Origin of the sequence: Bordetella genomosp. 9, from assembly GCF_002261425.1 — a bacterium.
Lineage (GTDB): Bacteria > Pseudomonadota > Gammaproteobacteria > Burkholderiales > Burkholderiaceae_B > Bordetella_C.
Map to the genome: position 1 here is coordinate 1,732,191 of NZ_NEVJ01000003.1, position 22,328 is coordinate 1,754,518.

Annotated in this window: 15 protein-coding genes and 1 tRNA gene; 12 read left to right on the forward strand and 4 right to left on the reverse strand. The window is 66.8% G+C overall.

What is annotated here, in order from left to right; genetic code table 11:
- Window positions 1-57 precede the first annotated feature (57 nt).
- Entirely contained in the window at window positions 58-1,074 is a 1,017-nt protein-coding gene (locus tag CAL26_RS18965) for an NADP-dependent oxidoreductase (RefSeq protein ID WP_094848326.1), read from the reverse strand.
- A 207-nt stretch (window positions 1,075-1,281) separates the two neighbouring features.
- Here CAL26_RS18965 and acnB point away from each other — a divergent pair, with 207 nt between their 5' ends.
- From acnB to CAL26_RS19020, 10 genes are all read left to right on the forward strand, one after another.
- Window positions 1,282-3,867 (forward strand): bifunctional aconitate hydratase 2/2-methylisocitrate dehydratase, encoded by a 2,586-nt coding sequence (acnB, locus tag CAL26_RS18970; RefSeq protein WP_094848327.1) that lies wholly within the window; start codon window positions 1,282-1,284, stop codon window positions 3,865-3,867.
- A gap of 315 nt (window positions 3,868-4,182) precedes the next feature.
- Entirely contained in the window at window positions 4,183-6,381 is a 2,199-nt protein-coding gene (locus CAL26_RS18975) for a TonB-dependent receptor (protein ID WP_094848328.1), read from the forward strand.
- A gap of 107 nt (window positions 6,382-6,488) precedes the next feature.
- Entirely contained in the window at window positions 6,489-7,376 is an 888-nt protein-coding gene (locus tag CAL26_RS18980; protein WP_306437100.1) for a LysR family transcriptional regulator, read from the forward strand.
- A gap of 189 nt (window positions 7,377-7,565) precedes the next feature.
- Window positions 7,566-10,634, forward strand: coding sequence for a formate dehydrogenase-N subunit alpha (gene fdnG, locus CAL26_RS18990; RefSeq protein ID WP_143277455.1), 3,069 nt, complete (start codon window positions 7,566-7,568; stop codon window positions 10,632-10,634).
- Window positions 10,635-10,644: 10 nt separating this feature from the next.
- Window positions 10,645-11,598: a formate dehydrogenase subunit beta gene (gene fdxH / locus CAL26_RS18995; RefSeq protein ID WP_256988529.1), complete on the forward strand. Its 954-nt coding sequence runs from the start codon at window positions 10,645-10,647 to the stop codon at window positions 11,596-11,598.
- Window positions 11,585-12,241, forward strand: coding sequence for a formate dehydrogenase subunit gamma (locus CAL26_RS19000; RefSeq protein WP_094848331.1), 657 nt, complete (start codon window positions 11,585-11,587; stop codon window positions 12,239-12,241). The genes fdxH and CAL26_RS19000 overlap by 14 nt, the downstream gene beginning before the upstream one ends.
- Before the next feature lie 69 nt (window positions 12,242-12,310).
- The gene (gene fdhE, locus CAL26_RS19005) at window positions 12,311-13,255 is read left to right on the forward strand and encodes a formate dehydrogenase accessory protein FdhE (protein ID WP_094848332.1); all 945 of its coding nucleotides are present in this window, start codon (window positions 12,311-12,313) and stop codon (window positions 13,253-13,255) included.
- Window positions 13,252-14,733 (forward strand): L-seryl-tRNA(Sec) selenium transferase, encoded by a 1,482-nt coding sequence (gene selA / locus CAL26_RS19010; protein WP_094848333.1) that lies wholly within the window; start codon window positions 13,252-13,254, stop codon window positions 14,731-14,733. The genes fdhE and selA overlap by 4 nt, the downstream gene beginning before the upstream one ends.
- Window positions 14,730-16,709, forward strand: a complete 1,980-nt coding sequence (gene selB / locus CAL26_RS19015; RefSeq protein WP_094848334.1) for a selenocysteine-specific translation elongation factor — start codon at window positions 14,730-14,732, stop codon at window positions 16,707-16,709. The genes selA and selB overlap by 4 nt, the downstream gene beginning before the upstream one ends.
- A 7-nt stretch (window positions 16,710-16,716) precedes the next feature.
- Window positions 16,717-16,809, forward strand: a tRNA-Sec gene (locus CAL26_RS19020).
- A gap of 21 nt (window positions 16,810-16,830) precedes the next feature.
- Here CAL26_RS19020 and CAL26_RS19025 read toward each other — a convergent pair.
- The 3 genes from CAL26_RS19025 to CAL26_RS19035 are packed head-to-tail and all read right to left on the reverse strand — an operon-like array spanning window position 16,831 to window position 19,561.
- Window positions 16,831-17,727 (reverse strand): amidohydrolase family protein, encoded by an 897-nt coding sequence (locus CAL26_RS19025; protein ID WP_094848335.1) that lies wholly within the window; start codon window positions 17,725-17,727, stop codon window positions 16,831-16,833.
- Between the two features lie 13 nt (window positions 17,728-17,740).
- Window positions 17,741-18,739 (reverse strand): tripartite tricarboxylate transporter substrate binding protein, encoded by a 999-nt coding sequence (locus CAL26_RS19030; RefSeq protein ID WP_094848336.1) that lies wholly within the window; start codon window positions 18,737-18,739, stop codon window positions 17,741-17,743.
- A gap of 33 nt (window positions 18,740-18,772) precedes the next feature.
- On the reverse strand, window positions 18,773-19,561 hold the full coding sequence (locus CAL26_RS19035; protein WP_094848337.1) for a class II aldolase/adducin family protein: 789 nt from the start codon (window positions 19,559-19,561) through the stop codon (window positions 18,773-18,775).
- A gap of 289 nt (window positions 19,562-19,850) precedes the next feature.
- Here CAL26_RS19035 and CAL26_RS19040 point away from each other — a divergent pair, with 289 nt between their 5' ends.
- Together CAL26_RS19040 and CAL26_RS19045 are read left to right on the forward strand one after the other, a co-directional pair.
- Window positions 19,851-20,669 carry an IclR family transcriptional regulator gene (locus tag CAL26_RS19040; RefSeq protein ID WP_179283392.1) on the forward strand — a complete coding sequence of 273 codons (819 nt, stop codon included), beginning with the start codon at window positions 19,851-19,853 and terminating at the stop codon, window positions 20,667-20,669.
- Between the two features lie 21 nt (window positions 20,670-20,690).
- Window positions 20,691-22,325, forward strand: coding sequence for an OPT/YSL family transporter (locus CAL26_RS19045; RefSeq protein WP_094848339.1), 1,635 nt, complete (start codon window positions 20,691-20,693; stop codon window positions 22,323-22,325).
- Window positions 22,326-22,328: the final 3 nt, after the last annotated feature.

The window sequence follows — 22,328 nt, forward strand, 5'->3', positions numbered from 1 at the left end:
GGACGTACGGGACGTTCGGGGCTCGTGGGGCGCACGGATCCGGCGGCCGTGCGGCGGTCAGGAGACACGAACCAGCAGCTTCCCGAAGTTCGCGCCTTTCAGCATGCCCATGAAGGCCCGTGGCGCGTTTTCCAGGCCATCGACGATGTCCTCGCGATAGCGGACGCGCCCGCTGGCCACGGCTTCGCCGACTTCGCGCAGGAAGTCGGGAAAATGTTCGGCGAACTCGAAATTGATGAAGCCGCGCAGCGTCAGGCTGCGCGACAGGATCTCGCGCATGGTGGCCGGGAGCAGGTTGGGACCGTCGGCGGTGGCGCCGTCATATTGGGCGACCAGGCCGCAGACCGGCACGCGGGCGTATTTGTTCAACAAAGGCAGCACCGCCTGCCACACCGCGCCGCCGACGTTCTCGAAGTACACGTCCACCCCATCGGGACAGGCCTGCGCGAGGCGCTCGGGGAAATCGGGGGCGCGGTGGTCGACCACGGCGTCGAAGCCCAATTCATCCCTGACATGCGCGCACTTGTCCGCGCCGCCGGCGATGCCCACGGCCCGGGCGCCCTGGATCTGGGCCCATTGTCCGACCAGCGAACCCACCGGCCCGCTCGCGGCCGCCACCACCACGGTTTCGCCGGTCCTGGGCTGGCCGATGAAGCGCAGCCCGCTGTAGGCGGTGAAACCGGGCATGCCCAGCACGCCCAGGCCGGTGGTGATCGGCGCCAGGGCCGGATCCAGCTTGCGCAGTCCGCGGGCGGCCACATTGGCATGGCTGCACCAGCCCGTGCGCGCCAGCACGATGTCGCCGACGGCATAGTCCGGGTGCCGGCTGGCGATCACCTGCGCGGCCGTTTCGCCTTCCATCGTGCTCCCCAAGGCAACCGGCGGCGCGTAGGACTTGCGTTCATCCATCCGGCCGCGCATATAGGGATCCAGGGACAGATAGCGCACCTGGAGCTGGACTTCGCCTTCAGCCGGCTCGGCCAGGGGCGCGGTTTCGATGCGGAAGTCGCTGGCGCGCACGGCGCCGTGCGGGCGCGCGGCCAGCACGATCCGGGTGCAGGAGGAAACGGACATGGTGGACACCTCGCTGATCGGCCACGGCGCCGAGCCGCGACCCCGCCCCGCGGAAATACGGGCCGGAACCCCGGTATTAGACACTGCCCGGCGCGGCGTTGCTATGCCGCCTCAACACTCTTATATAAGATATAAGACCGCTTGCCGACCGCCGCCATGGCTACTACAATCGCGACCGATATCCCCCAACCACGACCAGGGCATTCCATGCTAGCTACCTATCGCCAACACGTCGCCGAACGCGCGGCACTGGGCGTCCCCCCGCTCCCCCTGTCGGCCCAGCAGACCGCCGACCTGATTGAATTGCTGAAGGCGCCGCCCGCTGGCGAGGAAGCCTTCCTGCTGGACCTGATCACCCACCGCGTACCCGCGGGCGTGGACGATGCCGCCAAGGTCAAGGCTTCGTACCTGGCCGCCGTGGCCCTGGGCAAGGAATCGTGTCCGCTGATCGATCGCGCCAAGGCGACGGAACTGCTGGGCACCATGCTCGGCGGCTACAACATCAGCGCGCTGATCGAATTGCTGGACGACGCCCAGGTCGGCGCCATCGCCGCCAAGGGCCTGAAGACCACCCTGCTGATGTTCGACGCCTTCCATGACGTCAAGGAAAAGGCCGACAAGGGCAACGCCAACGCCAAGTCCGTGCTGCAAAGCTGGGCCGACGCCGAATGGTTCACCTCGCGTCCGGAAGTGCCGAAGAGCCTGACCGTGACGGTGTTCAAGGTGACCGGCGAAACCAATACCGATGACTTGTCGCCCGCCCCGGACGCCTGGAGCCGCCCCGACATTCCGCTGCACGCGCAAGCGATGCTGAAGAACGCCCGTCCCGGCATCGAGCCGGACGAGCCGGGCAAGGTCGGCCCGATCGACTTCCTGAACCAGCTCAAGAAGAAGGGCAACCTGGTCGCCTACGTGGGCGACGTGGTCGGCACCGGTTCGTCGCGCAAATCCGCGACCAACTCCGTGCTGTGGTTCACCGGCGAGGACATTCCCTTCGTCCCCAACAAGCGCTTCGGCGGCGTTTGCCTGGGCAGCAAGATCGCCCCGATCTTCTACAACACCATGGAAGACGCCGGCGCCCTGCCCATCGAGCTGGACGTGTCGCAGATGAACATGGGCGACGTCGTCGAGCTGCGCCCGTACGAAGGCAAGGCCCTGAAGGACGGCAAGGTCATCGCCGAATTCCAGGTCAAGTCGGACGTACTGTTCGACGAAGTGCGCGCCGGCGGCCGCATTCCGCTGATCATCGGCCGTGGCCTGACCGCCAAGGCCCGCGAAGCCCTGGGCCTGCCGCCCTCCACGCTGTTCCGCCTGCCCGTCAGCCCGGCCGACAGCGGCAAGGGCTACACGCTGGGCCAGAAGATGGTCGGCCGCGCCTGCGGCCTGCCCGAAGGCAAGGGCGTGCGTCCCGGCACTTACTGCGAGCCGCGCATGTCGGCCGTGGGCAGCCAGGACACCACCGGCACCATGACGCGTGACGAGCTGAAGGACCTGGCCTGCCTGGGCTTTTCGGCCGACCTGGTGATGCAGTCCTTCTGCCACACCGCCGCCTATCCCAAGCCCGTGGACGTCAAGACGCACCACACGCTGCCGCAGTTCATGAGCACGCGCGGCGGCATTTCGCTCAAGCCCGGCGACGGCGTGATCCACTCGTGGCTGAACCGCATGCTGCTGCCCGATACCGTAGGCACCGGCGGCGACTCGCACACCCGCTTCCCCATCGGTATCTCCTTCCCGGCCGGTTCGGGCCTGGTGGCTTTCGCCGCCGCCACCGGCGTGATGCCGCTGGACATGCCGGAGTCGGTGCTGGTGCGCTTCAAGGGCAAGATGCAGCCCGGCGTGACGCTGCGCGACCTGGTCAACGCGATCCCGCTGTACGCCATCAAGCAAGGCCTGCTGACGGTCGAAAAGCAGAACAAGAAGAACGTGTTCTCCGGCCGCATTCTGGAAATCGAAGGCCTGCCCGACCTGAAATGCGAGCAGGCGTTCGAACTGTCGGACGCATCGGCCGAGCGTTCCGCCGCGGCCTGCACGGTGCGCCTGAACAAAGAGCCGATCATCGAGTACATCAACAGCAACATCGTCATGTTGAAGTGGCTGATCGCCAACGGCTATGAAGACGAACGCTCGATCCGCCGCCGCATCCAGGCGATGGAAGCCTGGCTGGCCAATCCCCAGCTGCTGGAGCCGGACGCCGACGCCGAATACGCCGCCGTCATCGAGATCGACCTGGCCGACATCAAGGAACCGATCGTCGCCTGCCCCAACGACCCCGACGACGTGAAGACGCTGTCGGACGTGGCTGGCGCCAAGATCGACGAAGTGTTCATCGGCAGCTGCATGACCAATATCGGCCACTTCCGCGCGGCGTCCAAGCTGCTGGAAGGCAAGCGCGATATCCCGGTCAAGCTGTGGGTGGCCCCGCCAACCAAGATGGATGCCCGCCAGTTGACCGAAGAAGGCCACTACGGCACCTTCGGCGCGGCCGGCGCGCGTACCGAAATGCCGGGCTGCTCGCTGTGCATGGGCAACCAGGCACAGGTCCGCGAAGGCGCGACGGTGATGTCCACCAGCACGCGCAACTTCCCCAACCGCCTGGGCAAGAACACCAACGTGTACCTGGGCTCGGCGGAACTGGCCGCCATCTGCTCCAAGCTGGGCCGCATCCCGACCCGCGAGGAATACATGGCCGATATCGGCGTCGTGAACGAAAACGGCGACAAGATCTACCAGTACCTGAACTTCGACAAGATCGAAGATTACAAGGACGTCGCCGACGCCGTGGAAGCGTGATCCTGGCCTGAAGCCAGCGCCGGCGCCAAGCCGGCGCCAAGCCGGCCTCCCGCCGGCATCGAACTGGCAGCAACGCCCGCCCGTGTGGTCCCCGCACGTGGCGGGCGATTTTTTTATGAGGCCCGCCCCAGGCCGTGGCGTCAACGCGACGCCGCGGGTTGCATGCGGCGAACTTATTATTGATAATGCGAATGCTTCGCATTTGTTTAACCAATTAATACTTGCGAAGAAATTATTCGCATGCCTACGCATGTATCCCATCCATGCGGCGGGAGCCTCGCGGGCCCGGCCGCCACAAGTTTTCCAAGGGACACCATGCCTACCCCCAAGCCTTTGACGCTGGCCGTGCGCCTGGCCTGCATCGCCATGGCGGCCAGCGCCACGCTGCCCGCCCGGACCTGGGCGCAGAGCCCCGCGCCGCGATCGCCGGCCGGCGCCGACGGTGCCGCGCCCGTGACGACCATGGCGCCGGTGTCGGTGACCGGCACCGCCGTCACCGAGGGCGACGTCCTGCCCCCCACTTTCGCCGGCGGCCAGGTCGCCAAAGGCGCGCGCCTGGGCATACTGGGCGAGCAGGACGCCGCCAACGTGCCCTTCAGCGTGACCAGCTTCACGTCGCAACTGGTGGAAGACCAGCAGGCGCGCACCTTGGGCGACGTCTTGCGCAACGATCCGTCGGTGCAGGTCACGCGCGGCTATGGCAACGACGCCCAGTCCTACGTCATCCGTGGCTTCCAGCTCTACGGCGACGACATCTCCTATGGCGGCCTGTTCGGCGTGATGCCGCGGCAGATCATTTCGCCGCAGGGCGCGGAACGCATCGAGATATTCAAGGGGCCGAGCGCCTTCCTGAACGGCGTACCCGCGGGCGGTTCGGGCGTGGGCGGCATGGTCAACATAGAACCCAAGCGCGCGGGCGACGATCCCTTGAACCGCATTTCGCTGGACTACGGCACGTCGTCGCAAGCGGGCGCGAGCGCCGATATCGCACGCCGCTGGGGCAGCAGCAACCAGTTCGGCATCCGCGTCAACGCCTTGCAGCGGGAAGGCGACACGGGCATCGACGACGCCAGCACGCGCATGACCTTCGGTTCCGTCGGCCTGGATTACCGCGGCGAGCGTTTCCGTGCGTCCCTGGATGTCGGCTATCAGAAGCAACGCACCGACCAGGGCCGGCCCATGGTCCAGGTGATCGGCGACGGCATCCCCGATCCCCCATCCGCGCGGCGCAATTATGCGCAGCCGTGGACGTATTCCATGACGGAGAACACCTTCGGCATGCTGCGTACGGAATATGACCTGACCGACCGCTGGACGGCATACGCCGCCGTGGGCGGCAACCATGCACGGGAAGACGGCTCCTACTCGTCGCTCCGCGTGAACGAGAGCGGCGCCGGCACGGCCAGCCGCATGGATTCGGTCTATGACCAGGACACCGTCGGCACCATGTTCGGCGTCCGCGGCAAGTTCGACACCGGCCCGCTGAAACACGCCGTCAACCTGGGCTTCTCCAGCGTGTATCTGAAAAAGCGGGCGGCCTACGAAACCTCGGCCGCATTCCCCACCGACCTTTACGACACGCCCTCTATCGCCAAGCCGGCAACCACGGGCGGAGGCGGGGATCTCGGCTCGCCCGGCGTCACAGGACGCACGCGCATGACCGGGGTGTCGGTATCCGACACGGTCTCGTTCCTGGACGACCGCGTGCTCGTCACGCTAGGCGCCCGCCATCAGAAGATCGACGTCAGCGGCTACAACTACAACACCGGCGCGCAGACCAGCCATTACGACGACTCGGCGACATCGCCAGTCTATGGGCTGGTGGTCAAGCCGTGGGAACACCTGTCGCTGTACTACAACCACATCGAAGGACTGCAGCAGGGGCCGTCCGCGCCATCGACCGCCATCAACCGCGGCGACGTCTTCGCGCCGTCGAAGTCCAAGCAGAACGAAATCGGCGCCAAGCTGGACATGGGATCCTACGGCGCGAACCTGGCCTTCTTCGAGATCAAGCAGCCCGTGGGCGTGACGGACCCGGTCAGCAACATCTTTTCGGTCGCCGGCGAACAGCGCAACCGCGGCGTCGAGTTGAACGTCTATGGCGAACCGCTGCGCGGCGTACGGCTGATCAGCGGCGTGACCTATATCGATGCCCGCCAGCGCGATACGGGAAATGCGGCCACCGAAAACAACAAGGCCGTGGGCGTGCCCAACTACACGGCCGTGATCGGCGCCGAATGGGACCTGCCCTGGGTGCCGGGGCTGACCTTGCAGGGACGCGTCACGCGCGCCGGCTCGCAGTACCTGGATACCGCCAACGAGCTCAAGGTCAAGCCCTGGACCACGCTGGACCTGGGCGCGCGCTACGCCATGAAGATCGAGCGGCATGACGTCGTGTGGCGGTTGGGCGTGGACAACGTCACCAACAAGCGCTACTGGACATCCGCCAACGGCGGTTACCTGATCCAGGGCGATCCGCGCACCGTCAAGCTGTCCGTGGCGGTGGATTTCTAGGCGAGGCGAGCCAGGCGGTCCCGGGTACCCTCGGGCGGTACACACGGGCGGTACACTCGGGCCCATGGAAACCTGGACCCGCGGCCTACCCGCGGGCCGCCCCGGCAATGAAGATAGACCTATCCGCCCTGCAGATGCTGGTGGCCGCCGTCGAAGAGCGCAGCCTGGCCAAGGCGGGCGAACGCGAGCATCTCGTCACATCGGCCGCCAGCAAGCGCATCGCGGAACTGGAACGCCAGATCGGCACCGCCCTGCTGGTGCGCCACAATCGAGGCGTGGAGCCGACGCCCGCGGGCGCCGCGCTGTACCACAAGGCCAAGGCCATCCTGACCAGCGTGCGGACGCTGGAAGGACTCTGCGAGGAGTTCTCGCCGGACGGCATCCCGAAGATACGGCTGGCGGCGAACCGCTCCGCCATCATCGAATTCCTGCCCGCGGACATACGCGCCTTCCAGGCCCTGAGCCCGAAGTCGCGCCTGGACCTGGTGGAAGCCTACAGCGGCGACATCCCGCGCATGGTGTCCGACCAGGAAGTGGATATCGGCATCTATCACGCCGTCGGCGCCGCGCCCGGCGTGGTGTCCTTACCCTATCGCAGCGATCGCGTGGTCCTGGTGGTGCCGCGCGGCCACCCGCTGGCCGACGCACCCGCCCTGCACCTGGATCAGGCGCGCGAGTACGACTTCCTGGGCTACTTTCCGCGGCATTCCTTCGAGGCCTTCATGGAGCTGGTGGGCCCGACGCTGACCGGCCCGCTGAACGTCAAGATACAGGTCGCGAACTATGAAGCCCGCTGCCGCATGGTGCGCGAAGGGCTGGGCATCGCCGTCATGCCCGAGCCCATCGCCGACACCTATCTGAGCCTGCTGGGGCTGGTCAAGGTGCCGCTGCTGGACGATTGGGCCAGGCGGCAGTTCTATGTCTGCGCCCGTGACCGCGCGCAGATGCGCATGGCGGCGGGAGATCTGTTCGACTTCCTGGTCAAGGCGGCTTGACGGCGGCGGCGGCTCGACGCCGGCTTCGGGACAGGTTCACGACAGGTTGACGGCGCTTTGACGGCAGTTTGACGGCACGAGCGCCTCAGCCTTATGCTGCAACGCGTCTGCGGCGAGACGGGCCTCTCATGAGCCATATGGATCGTGCAAGGATGTTGCGCCGCACATAACCATCAAGAAGGAAAAGCCATGGTCAATATGAACCGGCGCCAGTTCTTCAAGGTGACGGGTGCGACGCTGGCGGGCTCCAGCCTGGCATTGCTCGGGGCGGCGCCCCGGCAGGCCATGGCGGAAGTGCGCCAGTACAAGCTTGCGCGGACCACCGAAACGCGCAACACCTGTCCCTACTGTTCGGTCGCCTGTGGGATCCTGATGTACGGCCTTGGCGACGGCGCCAAGAACGCCACGCCCAGTATCATCCACATCGAAGGCGATCCCGACCATCCCGTCAATCGCGGCACGCTCTGCCCCAAGGGCGCCGCGCTGATCGATTTCGTCCACAGCCCCAACCGCCTGCAGTATCCGGAATACCGTGCCCCGGGTTCCGACAAATGGCAGCGGATTTCCTGGGAAGATGCGCTGTCGCGCATCACCCGGCTGATGAAGCAGGACCGCGATGCCAATTTCGTCGAGAAAACCGACGACGGCAAGACGGTGAACCGCTGGCTGACCACGGGCATGCTGGCCGCGTCGGCCAGCAGCAACGAAGTCGGCTACATCACGCACAAAACCATCCGCAGCATGGGGATGCTGGCGTTCGACAATCAGGCTCGTGTCTGACATGGCCCGACGGTGGCAGGTCTTGCCCCGACGTTTGGCCGTGGAGCGATGACGAACCATTGGGTCGACATCAAGAACGCGGACATCATCCTTATCATGGGCGGCAATGCCGCCGAGGCGCACCCCTGCGGATTCAAGTGGGTGACCGAAGCCAAGGCCCATAACAAGGCCAAACTGATCGTCGTGGATCCGCGCTTCAATCGCTCGGCTTCCGTGGCGGATTTCTACGCGCCCATACGCACCGGCACGGACATCCTGTTCCTGGGCGGGGTGATCAATTACCTGATCGCCAACGACAAGATCCATCACGACTACGTCGGCAACTACACCGACATGTCGTTCATCGTGCGTTCGGATTTCACCTTCGACGCCGGCCTGTATTCGGGCTACAACGCCGAAAAGCGCGCCTACGACCAGACCACCTGGGACTACGAGCGCGGTGACGACGGCTACGTCAAGACCGACCCGTCGCTGCAGCACCCGCGTTGCGTCTACCAGTTGCTCAAGCAGCACTACTCGCGCTACACGCCGGAGATGGTCGAGCGCGTCTGCGGCACGCCCAAGGACAAGTTCCTGAAGGTGTGCGAGATGCTGGCGTCGACGGCGACCGGCAACCGCGCCGCCACCATCATGTATGCGCTGGGCTGGACGCAGCATTCGGTCGGCTCGCAGATGATACGCACGGGCGCGATGGTGCAACTGCTGCTGGGCAATATCGGTATCGCGGGCGGCGGCATGAACGCGCTTCGCGGGCACTCGAATATCCAGGGCCTGACCGACCTGGGCCTGATGTCGAACCTGCTGCCGGGCTACATGACCCTGCCGGTGGAAAGCGAACAGGATTTCGAGCAGTACATCGCCAAGCGCGCGCTCAAGCCCCTGCGCCCCAACCAGCTGAGCTACTGGCAGAACTACCGGAAGTTCCACGTCAGCCTGATGAAGGCCTGGTGGGGCGCCGCCGCCAAGCCCGAGAACAACTGGGGCTACGACTACCTGCCCAAGCTGGACCGGCTCTACGACATGCTGCAGGTCTACGAGCTGATGCACCAGGGCAAGATGAACGGCTATATCGCGCAAGGGTTCAATCCCCTGGCCGCGGCCCCCAACAAGGGCAAGCTGATCGAAAGCTTCTCCAAGCTGAAGTGGCTGGTCATCATGGACCCGCTGGTGACGGAGACTTCCGAGTTCTGGCGCAATTTCGGCGAACACAATGATGTGGACCCGTCGAAGATCCAGACCGAGGTCTTCCGGCTGCCCACCACCTGTTTCGCCGAGGAAAGCGGCGCGCTGGTGAATTCGGGCCGCTGGTTGCAATGGCATTGGAAAGGCGCCGAGCCCCCGGGTGAAGCCAAGAGCGATATCGAGATCATGTCGCTGCTGTTCACCCGCCTGCGCAAGCTGTACCGGCAGGAGGGCGGCAAATACCCCGATCCCATCGTCAACCTGGCCTGGCCCTACTCCGATCCGGAAAGCCCGACGGCCGAGGAACTGGCCAAGGAGTACTCGGGCAAGGCGGTCACGGACCTGGCCGATCCCAAGGATCCGTCGCGCATCCTGCGGCGCGCCGGCGATCAACTGGCCAGCTTCGCGGAACTGCGCGACGACGGCACCACGTCCAGCGGCTGCTGGATTTTCGCCGGCGCCTGGGGACCGGAAGGCAACCTCATGGCGCGGCGCGACAACAGCGATCCGACCGGCATCGGCCAGACCCTGAACTGGGCCTGGGCCTGGCCGGCGAATCGCCGCGTGCTGTACAACCGCGCGTCCTGCGATCCGGCGGGCAAGCCCTACGACCCGCGCCGCAGCCTGGTGTCGTGGAACGGCAAGGCCTGGGTCGGCGCCGACATCCCGGATTTCAAGGCGGACGAGAACCCGGCAGGCGGCATGGGCCCGTTCATCATGAACCCCGAGGGCGTGGCGCGCTTCTTCTCGCGCAACGGCCTGGCGGAAGGTCCCTTCCCCGAGCACTACGAGCCGTTCGAAAATCCGCTGGGCTACAACCCGCTGTATCCGCAGGCCAAGGGCGTCACCAGCAATCCCGCGGCGCGCCTGTTCGACTCGGACCGGGCGTCCATGGGCACGGTAGACAAGTTCCCGTACGTCGCCACCACCTACCGCCTGACCGAGCATTTCCACTACTGGACCAAGCACTGCCGCATCAACGCGGTGTTGCAGCCGCAGCAGTTCGTGGAAATCGGCGAGGCGCTGGCCAAGGACCTGGGCATCGCCAACGGCCAGCAGGTCAAGGTCTCCTCCAATCGCGGCTACATCAAGGCGGTGGCCCTGGTCACCAAGCGGATACGGCCGCTGACGGTGGAGGGCAAGACGGTGCATCACGTCGGCGTGCCCATCCACTGGGGCTTCGTCGGGCTGGCCAGGCCGGGCTTCCTCGCGAATACGCTGACGCCTTTCGTGGGCGACGGCAATTCGCAGACCCCGGAATTCAAGTCCTTCCTGGTCCAAGTGGAAAAAGCCTAGGAGCCGAGCGATGAGTATGCAATCCCTGGATATCAAGCGCCGCTCGGCCACCACCACGCCGCCTCCGGGCGTGCGCGAGCCGGTGACCGGCAGCGTGGCCAAGCTGATCGACGTCAGCAAGTGCATAGGCTGCAAGGCCTGCCAAAGCGCCTGCATGGAATGGAACGACCTGCGCGACGTGGTCGGTGAAGCCGTGGGGGTGTACGACAACCCCGCCGACCTCACCGAACACTCGTGGACGGTCATGCGGTTCTCCGAATACGAGAACCCCAAGGGCGACCTGGAGTGGCTGATCCGCAAGGACGGCTGCATGCACTGCGAAGATCCCGGCTGCCTGAAGGCCTGCCCGTCGCCGGGCGCGATCGTGCAGTACACCAACGGCATCGTCGACTTCCACGAAGAGAACTGCATCGGCTGCGGCTATTGCATTACCGGCTGCCCCTTCAACGTGCCGCGCATTTCGAAGCAGGACCACAAGGCCTACAAGTGCACGCTCTGCTCCGACCGCGTCGCGGTGGGCCAGGAGCCGGCCTGCGTCAAGACCTGTCCCACCGGCGCCATCGTGTTCGGCACCAAGGAGGACATGAAGCAGCACGCGGCCGACCGCATCGAGGACCTGAAATCGCGCGGCTTCGACCAGGCCGGGCTGTACGACCCGGCGGGCGTGGGCGGCACGCATGTCATGTACGTGCTGCATCACGCCGACCAGCCCAGCCTGTATCACGGGCTGCCGGACAAGCCCACCATCAGTCCCCTGGTGTCGCTGTGGAAAGGCATTTCCAAGCCCCTGGGCCTGGCCGCCGTCGCGTTGACCGCGCTGGCCGGGTTCTTCCACTACGTCCGCGTGGGTCCGAACGAAGTGCACGAGGAAGACGAACGCAACGCCGAAGCCATGCCGCCGGACGAACCGGTGCACAGCGGCCGTCCGACGGCCCAACAGGAGGCGCGCCATGAAGGACCATGAAACCTCACCTGACGGTCACCCGCTGATCGAGCGCTATACGCCGGGGCAGCGCAGCAATCACTGGATCGTCGCCATCAGCTTCGTGCTGCTGGCCTTGTCGGGCCTGGCGCTGTTCCATCCGGCGATGTTCTGGCTGACCAGCCTGTTCGGGGGCGGCCCGTGGACGCGCATCCTGCACCCCTTCGTCGGGGTGTTCATGTTCCTGTGCTTCGCCTGGTTCGCCGCCCGCCTGTGGCGGCACAACAAGATGGAAGCGCGCGACCGGGAGTGGCTCAAGCGCGGGCGCGACGTGATCACCAACCGCGAAGACCGCCTGCCGGAGGTCGGCCGCTACAACGGCGGCCAGAAGCTGCTGTACTACGTGCTGATCGTCTGCATGATCGGCCTGTTGCTCAGCGGCATCGTCATCTGGCGCCAGTATTTCTCGTTCTATTTCCCCATCACCGTCATCCGGGCGGCGTCGGTGGTGCACGCGGCGTGCGGGCTGGTTATGATCTGCGCGATCGTCGTGCACATCTACGCGGGCATCTGGGTCAAGGGCTCGATCGGCGCCATGATGCGCGGCACGGTCACCTGGGGCTGGGCCTGGAAGCATCACCGCGCCTGGTTCCGCGAGGTCCGCAAGCAGCCCCTGGGCAAGTAGACTCCCGCCTAAGCGGCGCCGCGTTGGCCGACGACCGTTCCCCAGGCTTTTTCCGATCGGAGGTTGGTTGTGCAACGCATTCTTCAACGCGGCGAAATCGAGGCACTGGATCACAATGCCCTGCCGCGGCTGCGGCTGCCCGCGCGGGAGAGCGTCTTTCGCGACCGCGCGGCGCGCCTGCGCCAGCTGGCCGCCGATAGCCCGGTGGGCGATTACCTGTTGCTGATGGCGCACCTGGCCGACGCGCAGCACCGCGTGCTTGCCGGCCTGGGCGCGGCTGATGCCGCCGCGGCGGTGGCTTCCGGCGAACGCATCGACCTCGCGCAAGCCCACGGGATGCCGCCCCTGCAGGCGGTGGGATGGCCCCGCGACCCGGCATGGCGGAAGGTCCTGCGGACCCTGCTGGACGAAGTGGCGCGCTCTCCCGAGGCGCCGCCGCAAGCCGTTGAAACCTGCCAGGCGACGCTGGCCACGCTGGAAGAATTTCCCGAAGGCATCGAACAGTGGGCGGACAACCTGCTGAACGAGAGCGAAGAACAGATCGACGCCGCCGCGGCGCCCTTCGTGATGGGCGCGCTGCAGGTGGTCTGGACCGATATGGCGGTCCGCTTCGATGCCGCGCAGTTGCCGGTCGTCAGCCCTTTCGGCGTCTGCCCGCTGTGCGGCAGCCTGCCCGTGGCCAGCGTGGTGCGCGTGGGTGGCCAGTACCAGGGCTACCGCTATCTGTGCTGCTCGCTGTGCGCCACGGAATGGCATATGGTGCGCGTGAAATGCACCCAGTGCGAGTCCACGGAAGGCATCGCCTATCACGCGATAGACGGTGGATCCGAAGCCATCAAGGCCGAATCCTGCGACAAGTGCCGCACGTATCGCAAGATTTTCTATCAGGAGAAAGACATGAACGTCGAGCCGGTGGCGGACGATCTTGCGAGCCTGATGCTGGACGTGCTGATGGGTGAAGCGGACTACGGCCGCGCCAGCGGCAACCCGCTTTTATGGCAAGAAGAAGCATGAACGCGAACGGCGCGGCGAAGGCGGACCAGGGGACGGCCCAGGATACGGGCAACGGCCTGGATGGGACACCACGGGCGGCCGGCGCGGCGCTCATCCCTTCGCTGGACCGCCTGCTGAACGCGGCGTGCATGCAGCCCCTGCTGCAAGGGCATGGCCATACCCAGGTGGTCGCCGCCTTGCGCACGCATCTCGATACGCTGCGGCAGGCCGCGCGGGCGGGGGAGCTGACGGCGGCCTCGGTGACGCCGGAAGCCATCTCCGGCCAGGTGGGCGCCGCGCTGGAGAAAGCCGCGCAACCCCGGCTGCGCGCGGTCTTCAACCTGACCGGAACGGTGCTGCACACCAACCTCGGCCGCGCGCTGCTGCCGGACGAAGCGGTGGCGGCGGTGGTACGCGCATTGACCACGCCCGCCAACCTGGAATACGACCTGGAGACCGGCGGCCGCGGCGACCGTGACGATCTGGTCGAAGGCCTGCTGCGCGAACTGACGGGCGCGGAAGCCGCGACCGTGGTGAACAACAACGCCGCCGCGGTCCTGCTGATGCTGAACTCCCTGGCCGACCGCCGCGAGGTCATCGTGTCGCGCGGCGAACTGGTGGAAATAGGCGGCGCCTTCCGCATTCCGGACGTGATGAAGCGCGCGGGCGCCAGGCTGGTGGAAATCGGCACCACCAATCGCACCCATCCCGTCGACTACCAGAGCGCCATCGGGCCGCGCACGGCCATGCTGATGAAGGTGCATTGCAGCAACTACGCCGTCACCGGATTCACCCGCAGCGTCGACGTCGCCCAGGCCGCCCGGATCGCGCACCAGGCCGGCCTGCCCATGACCGTGGACCTGGGCAGCGGCACGCTGCTGGACCTGTCGCGCTGGGGCCTCCCGCGCGAGGACACCGTGCGCGAGACCCTCGCCGCCGGCGCGGACCTGGTCACGTTCAGCGGCGACAAGTTGCTGGGCGGTCCGCAGGCCGGGCTGATCGTCGGCCGCGCCGAGCTGATACGCAAGATCAAGAAGAATCCGCTCAAGCGCGCGTTGCGCGTGGGCAAGCTGACACTGGCCGCGCTGGAGCCGGTATTGGCGTTGTACCGTGCACCGGAAATCCTGGCCGACAGGCTGACGACGCTGCGCCTGCTGACGCGGCCGCCCGCGCAGATGCGGGAACAGGCCGAACGCATGCTGCCCGCGCTGCAGCGCGCGCTGGGCGAGCGCTATGCCGCCGAAGCGGCGCCCATGACCAGCCAGATCGGCAGCGGCGCCTTGCCGGTGGATCAACTGCCCAGCTACGGATATGCCATCCGCCATGCGGGCAAGGGACGCGCCGGCCGGGCGCTGGACGCGCTCCAGGCGGCACTGCGCGGCCTGCCCCGTCCGGTCATCGGCCGCATCGGCGACAACGCCTTGTGGCTGGACCTGCGCTGCCTGGAAGCGCGCGACGAAGCCGCCTTTCTCGCGCAGCTGGAAGATCCGCTGGCATGATCGTCGGTACCGCCGGCCATATCGACCATGGCAAGACCACCCTGGTGCGCGCGCTGACGGGCGTGGACACGGATCGCCTGAAGGAAGAAAAGGCGCGCGGCATCTCGATCGAACTCGGCTATGCGTACACGCCGCTGCCCGATGGCGACGTGCTGGGCTATATCGACGTGCCCGGCCACGAGAAGCTGGTGCACACCATGGCGGCGGGCGCGGGCGGCATCGACTTCGGATTGCTGGTCATCGCCGCCGACGACGGCATCATGCCGCAGACGCGCGAACACCTGGCCATCCTGCAATTGCTGGGCGTTTCGCAGGGCGCGATCGCCATCACCAAGGTGGACCGGGTGGACGCCGACCGGCTCGACACGGTGCGGCGGGACGTGCTGGGCCTGGCGGCGGGAACGTTCCTGGCGGAGGCCCGCGTGTTCATGGTCAACGCCAGCAGCCTCGCGGACCTGGGCACGCGCGCCTTGCGGGCGCATATCGAGCAGGCCGCGGCAGCCCTGCCCGCGCGGCGGGCCGGCGGCCTGTTCCGCCTGGCGGTGGACCGCGTCTTCACCCTGTCCGGCCAGGGGACGGTCGTGACCGGCACCGTGCACTCGGGGCGCGTACAGGCCGGCGCCGATGACGGCGCCACGTCGATGCTGATGCCGGCGGGCACGCCTGTGCGGATACGGAGCATCCACGCGCAGAACCGGCCGAGCCCCAGCGGACACGCTGGCCAGCGTTGCGCGCTGAATCTGGCCGGCATCGACAAATCCGCCATCGCGCGCGGCGACTGGATCGCCGACGCCAGGTGTTTCGTGCCCTCGCGGCACGTCGACGTCGAGCTGCGCATGCTCGCCTCGGCCGACGCGGCGGCGACGACATGGCTGCCCGTGCATGTCCACCTGGGCGCGGCGCACCATATGGCGCACGTCGTGCCGCTGTCGGCGGACAGCGTCGCGCCGGGGGCCATGGCGCGCGCCCAACTGGTGTTCGACCACCCGGTGTGCGCCATGCCCGGCGATCGCTACATCGTTCGCAACGCGCAGGCCGCGCAGACCCTGGGCGGCGGACGCGTGCTCGATCCCAATGCGCCCGACCGCCGGCGCCGCACGCCTCAGCGCATGGCCTGGCTGGATGCCGTGGCCGCCATGCTGGACGGCGGCGGCATGCATGCCTTGTTGACGCAGGCGGCGGCGGGCCTGGACGAACACCAGCTGATGCGGCTGACCGGTCGCCCGGCCGAGGAGACGTCCATCCCGGACGATGCCCTGTGGGTCGCGGCGAATTCGACCCACGGCGCGCGCACGCTGATCCTGCGCGCGCATTGGGACACGCTGCGCGCGACGGTGAGGACGGCGCTGGAAAGATTGCACATGGATACGCCGGACGAACCCGGCGCGGACGCGGGCAGGCTGCGGCGCATCGCCCTGCCCGCCTTGCCGGATGCGCCGTGGCAGGCCTTGATCGCCGACCTGCTGCAGGACGGCACGATCGTGCGCAACGGACCATGGCTGCACCTGCCCGGCCATGCCGTGCAGTTCGACGACGAGGAGACCCGGCTCGCGCAGGCGCTGCTGCCCTTGCTGCACGCGGGCGCCTATGACCCGCCATGGGTGCGCGACCTGGCGCGCATGCGTAACGAAGCGGAAGACCGGGTCCGCAAGGTGCTGCGCAAGCTGCTGCGGCGCGGCGACGTGGCGCAGGTCGTACCGGACCTGTTCTATCACCGTGACAGGATGCAGGAGCTGGCCGAACTGTTCGCGCGACTGGCGCGGGATGGCGCGCCGGATGACACGCGGACGGCGCCCATGGGCATCAATGCCGCGCATTTCCGCGACGCCACCGGGCTCGGGCGCAAGCGCGCCATACAGATACTGGAATATTTCGATCGCGTCGGCTACACGCGCCGCCTGCGCGATCTGCATCTGCTGCGCACCGACGGCGGCGCGACCGGTCTCGATGGTCGCGCCGCATCTCGTACAATCTAGCGCTTCCGGAAGGCATCCGTACCCGGTGGTGCGGCCGGGCTTCAAACCCGGTTGGGGACGTCAGACGTTCCCACGTAGGTTCGACTCCTGCTGCCTTCCGCCCGGTCTCCCAGGCATCCCGTCAGGCAGGATTGAAACCGTACAGCCGCGCCGGGTTGTCCACCAGCACGCGCTTGCGCGTGGCTTCATCCGGCATCCAGTCCCCCAGCAGGTTCAGCAGGATGCCGTCGTCGGGCACATGGGCCGGCTCGTAGTAGTTGATGTGCGGCCAGTCGGTGCCCCAGACCACGCGTTCGCTGTTTGCCTTCAGCAGGGAGGTCGCGAACGGCGCGATGTCGGGAAATGGCGAACCCACCGCGGTATTGCGGTCGGCGCCCGATATCTTCGTCCACGCCTTGCCTTCGGCGAGCAGCTTGCATAGGAACTGGAAGCCCGGGTCATCGACGCTGCGCGCCGCGTTCATGCGGCCCTGGTGATCGACGACCAGATCCACCCCCGACGCCAGCAGCGTCGGCGCCATTTCCGGCAGGTCCGGCGCATGTATCCATATCTGCGCGTGCATGCCGCGCGCCTTCAGGCGCGGGGCCAACGCGGTGAAGTCGTCGATGCCGACGCCGTTGCGGTACACCGCCTTGCCGTCATGCTTGTACAGGTTGAAGCGCGCGCCGCGCACGCCTTGCCGCGCCAGCGCATCCAGATCCTTTTCCGGGATGTCACCACGCAGCACGCCCACCGCGCGCAGGCGGTCGGGATACTCGCTCAATGCCTGCAGCACGTTGCGGTTGTCGTCGCCCTGCGCGCTGGCCGTCACCAGCACGCCACGGGTCAGGCCCAGCCGATCGAGATGCGCGATGAAACGCTCGGCGCCGTTTTCCGGCGGCGTGTAGCTGCGATCCTCGCTGAGCGGGAATTGCGCGTAGGGACCGAAGACGTGCGCATGCGAATCGCAGGCGCCGGCCGGCACCTTGAAGCGCACCGGCGTGATCTCGGGATGAGGCGGAAGACAGGGCTTGGTCATGATCGCTCCTCCATCAACGCGCGTTCTCGGGCTTCAACACGCCGGAAGTCAGCAGCGGCTGCAGCTTGGCTTCTTCCTTGGCGAAAATCTGCGCGGACTGATCGATGGTGGACGGCACCACTTCCGAGCCGATGTTGGCCAGTTGCTTCTGCACTTCCGGGTCGGCGACGGCCTTGGCCAGCGCGTCGTTCAGTACCTGGCGGACTTCCTTGGGCGTGCCCTTGGGCGTCATCAAGGCCGAATAGGTCACCATCTCGAAATCGGGCTTGCCCAGCTCGGCCACGGTCGGCACGTTCGGCAGCGAAGGCACCCGCTTGGCCGAGGTCACGGCCAAGGCGGTCAGCGAGCCGTTCTGGATCTGCGGCTGCGAACTGGTCAGCTGATCCACCATGCCATCGACCTGGTTGCCCAGCATGTCCGCCAGCGCGGGCGCCGAGCCCTTGTACGGGATGGGATTGATCTTGATGCCGAAGTCCTGCTCCAGCAGCAGTTCGGCGATGTGATTCGTCGTACCCGTACCCGAATGGGCAATGGCGAGCTCGCCCGGATGCGCCTTCGCATACGCGATGAAGCCCTGGAAATCCTTGATGCCCTGCTTGTTCTTGGCGTTCACTTCCAGGACCGAAGGCACCACGGCCAGCATGCCGATGGGATCGAAGTCGCCCAGCTTGACCTTGGTGCCCGGCACCAGCGTCGGGTTGACGACCAGCGGCACGATGGTGGTGGACAGGACCGTATAGCCGTCCGGCGCCGAACGGGCGACGTTGCCGGCGCCGATGGAGCCGCCGGCCCCACCCAGGTTTTCCACCACGATCGATTGCTTCAGGTAGCGCGCCATCGCCGTGGTGATGGCGCGCGTGGTGATGTCCAGATTGCCGCCGGGCGGATACGGAACGATCAGCCGTATCGGCTTGTCGGGATAGCCCTCGGCCGCGGCGAGCCCCGCATGCGCGCCCAGGCTCAAGGCAATAACCATCCCCAGCGCTTTCACAGCGCCTTTGAACTGCTTCATTGAAGTCTCCGTACTTTCTTGATGGAAAAATGCTTATGTGCGGTACGACGGATCCAGGCGGTCCGCCAGGCGCAGCAGCGCGGGCCATTCCATCTGGCCGTAGGGACGCCGCGTACCCGGCTGGTACTGGTTCCAGGTAGCCTGGATCACTTCCTTGGATACCGGGTTCAGCGGTGCGTTGCAGGCCATGGCGGCCAATTGCGCGCGGCAGGACACTTCCAGGCGATGCATCCAGTTGAAGGCTTCGCCGATGCTGCGGCCGACCGTCAGCAGGCCATGGTTGCGCAGGATCAGGGCTTCGTTCTGGCCGAGGTCGCGGCACAGCGATTCCTGCTCGCTCAGGTCCAGCACCACGCCTTCGTAGTCGTGATAGCCGATCTTCATGAAACGCATGGACGTCTGGTTCAGCGGCAGCAGTCCGCAGGCCAGCGACGACACGGCCATGCCGGCCCAGGTATGCGTATGGATCACGCAATCCACTTCGGGGCGCTTTTCATGGATGGCGCTGTGGATGACGAAACCGGCCTTGTTCACGCCATAGGACAGATGCGGGCCGAAGTCCGGCTTGCTGAGGATGTTGCCGTGATGATCGATCTTCAGCAGGCTGGACGCCGTGATTTCTTCATAGAGCAGGCCGTAGGCATTGATCAGGAAGGCGCCGGTCTCGCCCGGCACGCGCAGGGAGATGTGGTTGGCGATCATGTCCGACATGCCGTAGTGCGCGACCAGGCGGTAACAGGCCGCCAGGTCGACGCGGGCTTCCCATTCGGCTTCGGAGCATTGCTCCTTCATCGAAGAAATCTTCAGTTCATGTTTCATCATGGTCATCTCCTGACAGCCAATCCCGTTGGCGCGGCCGGCGCGTGAGCATTGAACGCAAACGCGCGGCGGCATGCCCGTCCACCCGGACGGGCGTGCGCCAGGATGACGATGTTACGAGCCTCGGGGCATTTGGGGTTGCCTATTTGAGAATGCGGCGTTTCCACGCCTTCGATGGTGCAGTGCAATGCCCCCGGGAAAGTCCGTAGGCGCGCCGGGCGGCCATCGCACTAGAATTACCCGATTCCATACAACGACATCCGGTTCCATATTTTGGAACCAAGCGCTTCCCATGAGTGTTCTCGATAACGCGGCCCGGGTGCTGCGGGTGCTGGCCCAACACGGCGGCGAAGTCAGCGTGACCGACGTCGTCGCGCACCTGGGCCTGCCCAAGAGTTCGTCGTCCCGGCTGTTGAAGCAGATGCTGGAAAGCGGCCTGCTGGAACGCGACGCGGCCACGCTGAAATACCGCCCCGCCCTGCTGCTGCTGGAAGTCGCCCATCAGGCGCGTGGCAGCACCCCGCTGATCCGGCGCCTGGAACAGGCGCTGGAAGCGCTGGTGGCCGAAACGGGACACACGGGATATATCTCGGTGCTGGACGAAAGCCGGCGCGACGTCGTGGTGCTGCGCGCATTCCACGGTTCGCATCCCTTGCGCGTGGTGACCCAGCCCGGTTATCGGCTGCCCGCCTATGCCAGCTCCACCGGACGGGCGCTGCTGGCCAGGCTGGACGGCGACACGGCGCGCCGGGCGCATCCCGCCACGTTCGCCCCCCGCGCGCGGGTGCTGCCGCACGCCCCGCCCGACGCGGCGGCGCTGGCCGCCCAGCTGGACGACGTGCGGGTCCGGGGCTGGGCCTGGGCGCTGGATGAAAGCCTGGCCGGCGTCGGCTCGGTCAGCGCCACCGTCAACGATCCGCAGAGCGGCGAAATCCTGGCCTTCTGCCTGAGCTTTCCGGCGTCGCTGAACCAGCCAGGCTTCATCGACGCCCTGGCCCATCGCCTGGTCGGCCATGTCGCGGCCATCGGCCGCGCCGCGGGCGATGCCTTCTGGCAAGCCATGGCGCCCGTCCCCGCCGGCACGGCGCCGGCGGACGCGGTCCACCACTGAAAAAACACAAGGGGAATACACATGCGGCATACGGATTCTCACCCGCGCGCGTTCAGCGGCGGCACCTTCATATTGCTGGCGCTGCTCAGCGTCTTCGGCGCCATCATCGGCATCCAGCTGCTGGTCTCGCTGGGCGTAACGCCCAATACGTCCATCATCGGCGCGCTGGTGGCGATGATCCTGGCGCGCATACCGCTGGCGCTGTTCGCCCGCTTCCGCTCGATACACGAACAGAACCTGGCGCAGAGCGCGATATCGTCGGCGACCTTCGGCGCGGCCAACAGCCTGCTGCTGCCCATCGCCATTCCCTACCTGTTCGGCCGCACGGACCTGGTGCTGCCGATGTTCGTCGGCGTGGCGGCGGCCATGCTGCTGGATGGCTATCTGCTGTACCGGCTGTTCGACAGCCGCATCTTCCCCGCCGCGGGCGCCTGGCCGCCGGGCGTGGCGGCGGCCGAGGCGATCAAGGCCGGCGACACCGGCGGGCGGCAGGCGCGGCTGCTCGGCGTCGGGATCGGGGTCGGTCTGGTCGGCGCCTGGCTGCACATTCCCATGTCGGCTTTCGGCACGGCCTTCCTGGGCAATATCTGGGCGCTGACGATGTTCGGCATCGGGCTGTTGATACGCGGCTATGCGAAGCCCATCATGGGATGGGACATCAATGCGCTGTATATCCCGCACGGCCTGATGATCGGGGCGGGCCTGGTCGCCTTGATACAGGTGATCGCGCAGATCCGCGCCCGCGGCGGCGACGACGCCGGCGCGTCCAAGCGGAGCGGCACGATGCCGACGGCGGCGACCGCCGAAGCGGCGCCCGCGTCCGGGCCTACGCGCACGATCGCGGACATGCGCCGCACCTTGCGGCTGGGCGCGATCGCCTACGTCGTGCTGGCCGCGCTGCTGGCGCTGGGCAGCGGCGTGTACACCGGCATGTCCGTGCCCATGCTGGTCGGCTTCGTCCTTTATGCCGCTTTCGCCGCCTTCGTGCACGAACTGCTGGTCGGCATCGCCGCCATGCACTCCGGCTGGTTCCCCGCGTTCGCGGTCGCGCTCATCACGCTGCTGGTCGGCATGCTGATCGGCTTTCCGCCGGTGGCGCTGGTGATCCTGTGCGGCTTCGCCGCGGCCACCGGCCCGGCGTTCGCCGACATGGGCTACGACCTGAAGGCAGGCTATCTGCTGCGCGGCAACGGCGCGGATCCCGCATTCGAACTGGACGGCCGGCGCCAGCAGCTGGCCGCCGGCATGCTGGCCTTCGTCATCAGCATGCCCATGGTGTATTTCACCTATCACAGCTATTTCGACCAGGGCCTGACGCCGCCCGTCGCGGCGGTCTATGTCGCCACCATCAAGGCGGGAGTCGCGCCCGGCGTGGCGATGCAGCTGCTGATATGGGCGATCCCGGGCGCCTTGATCCAGTGGCTGGGCGGCCCGCGCCGCCAGCTGGGCGTGCTGCTCTCCACCGGTCTGCTCATCGCCAATCCGCTCGCGGGCTGGGCGGTCCTGGCCGGCATCGCGCTGCGCGTGATCGCGCTGCGCCTGTGGGGCGACAAGGTGCGCAACAGCCTGGAAGTCTTCGCCGCGGGATCCATCGCCGGCGATGCGTTGTACAGCTTCTTCAATTCCCTGATCCAGTATCAGGCCAAGGGAAAATAAGGA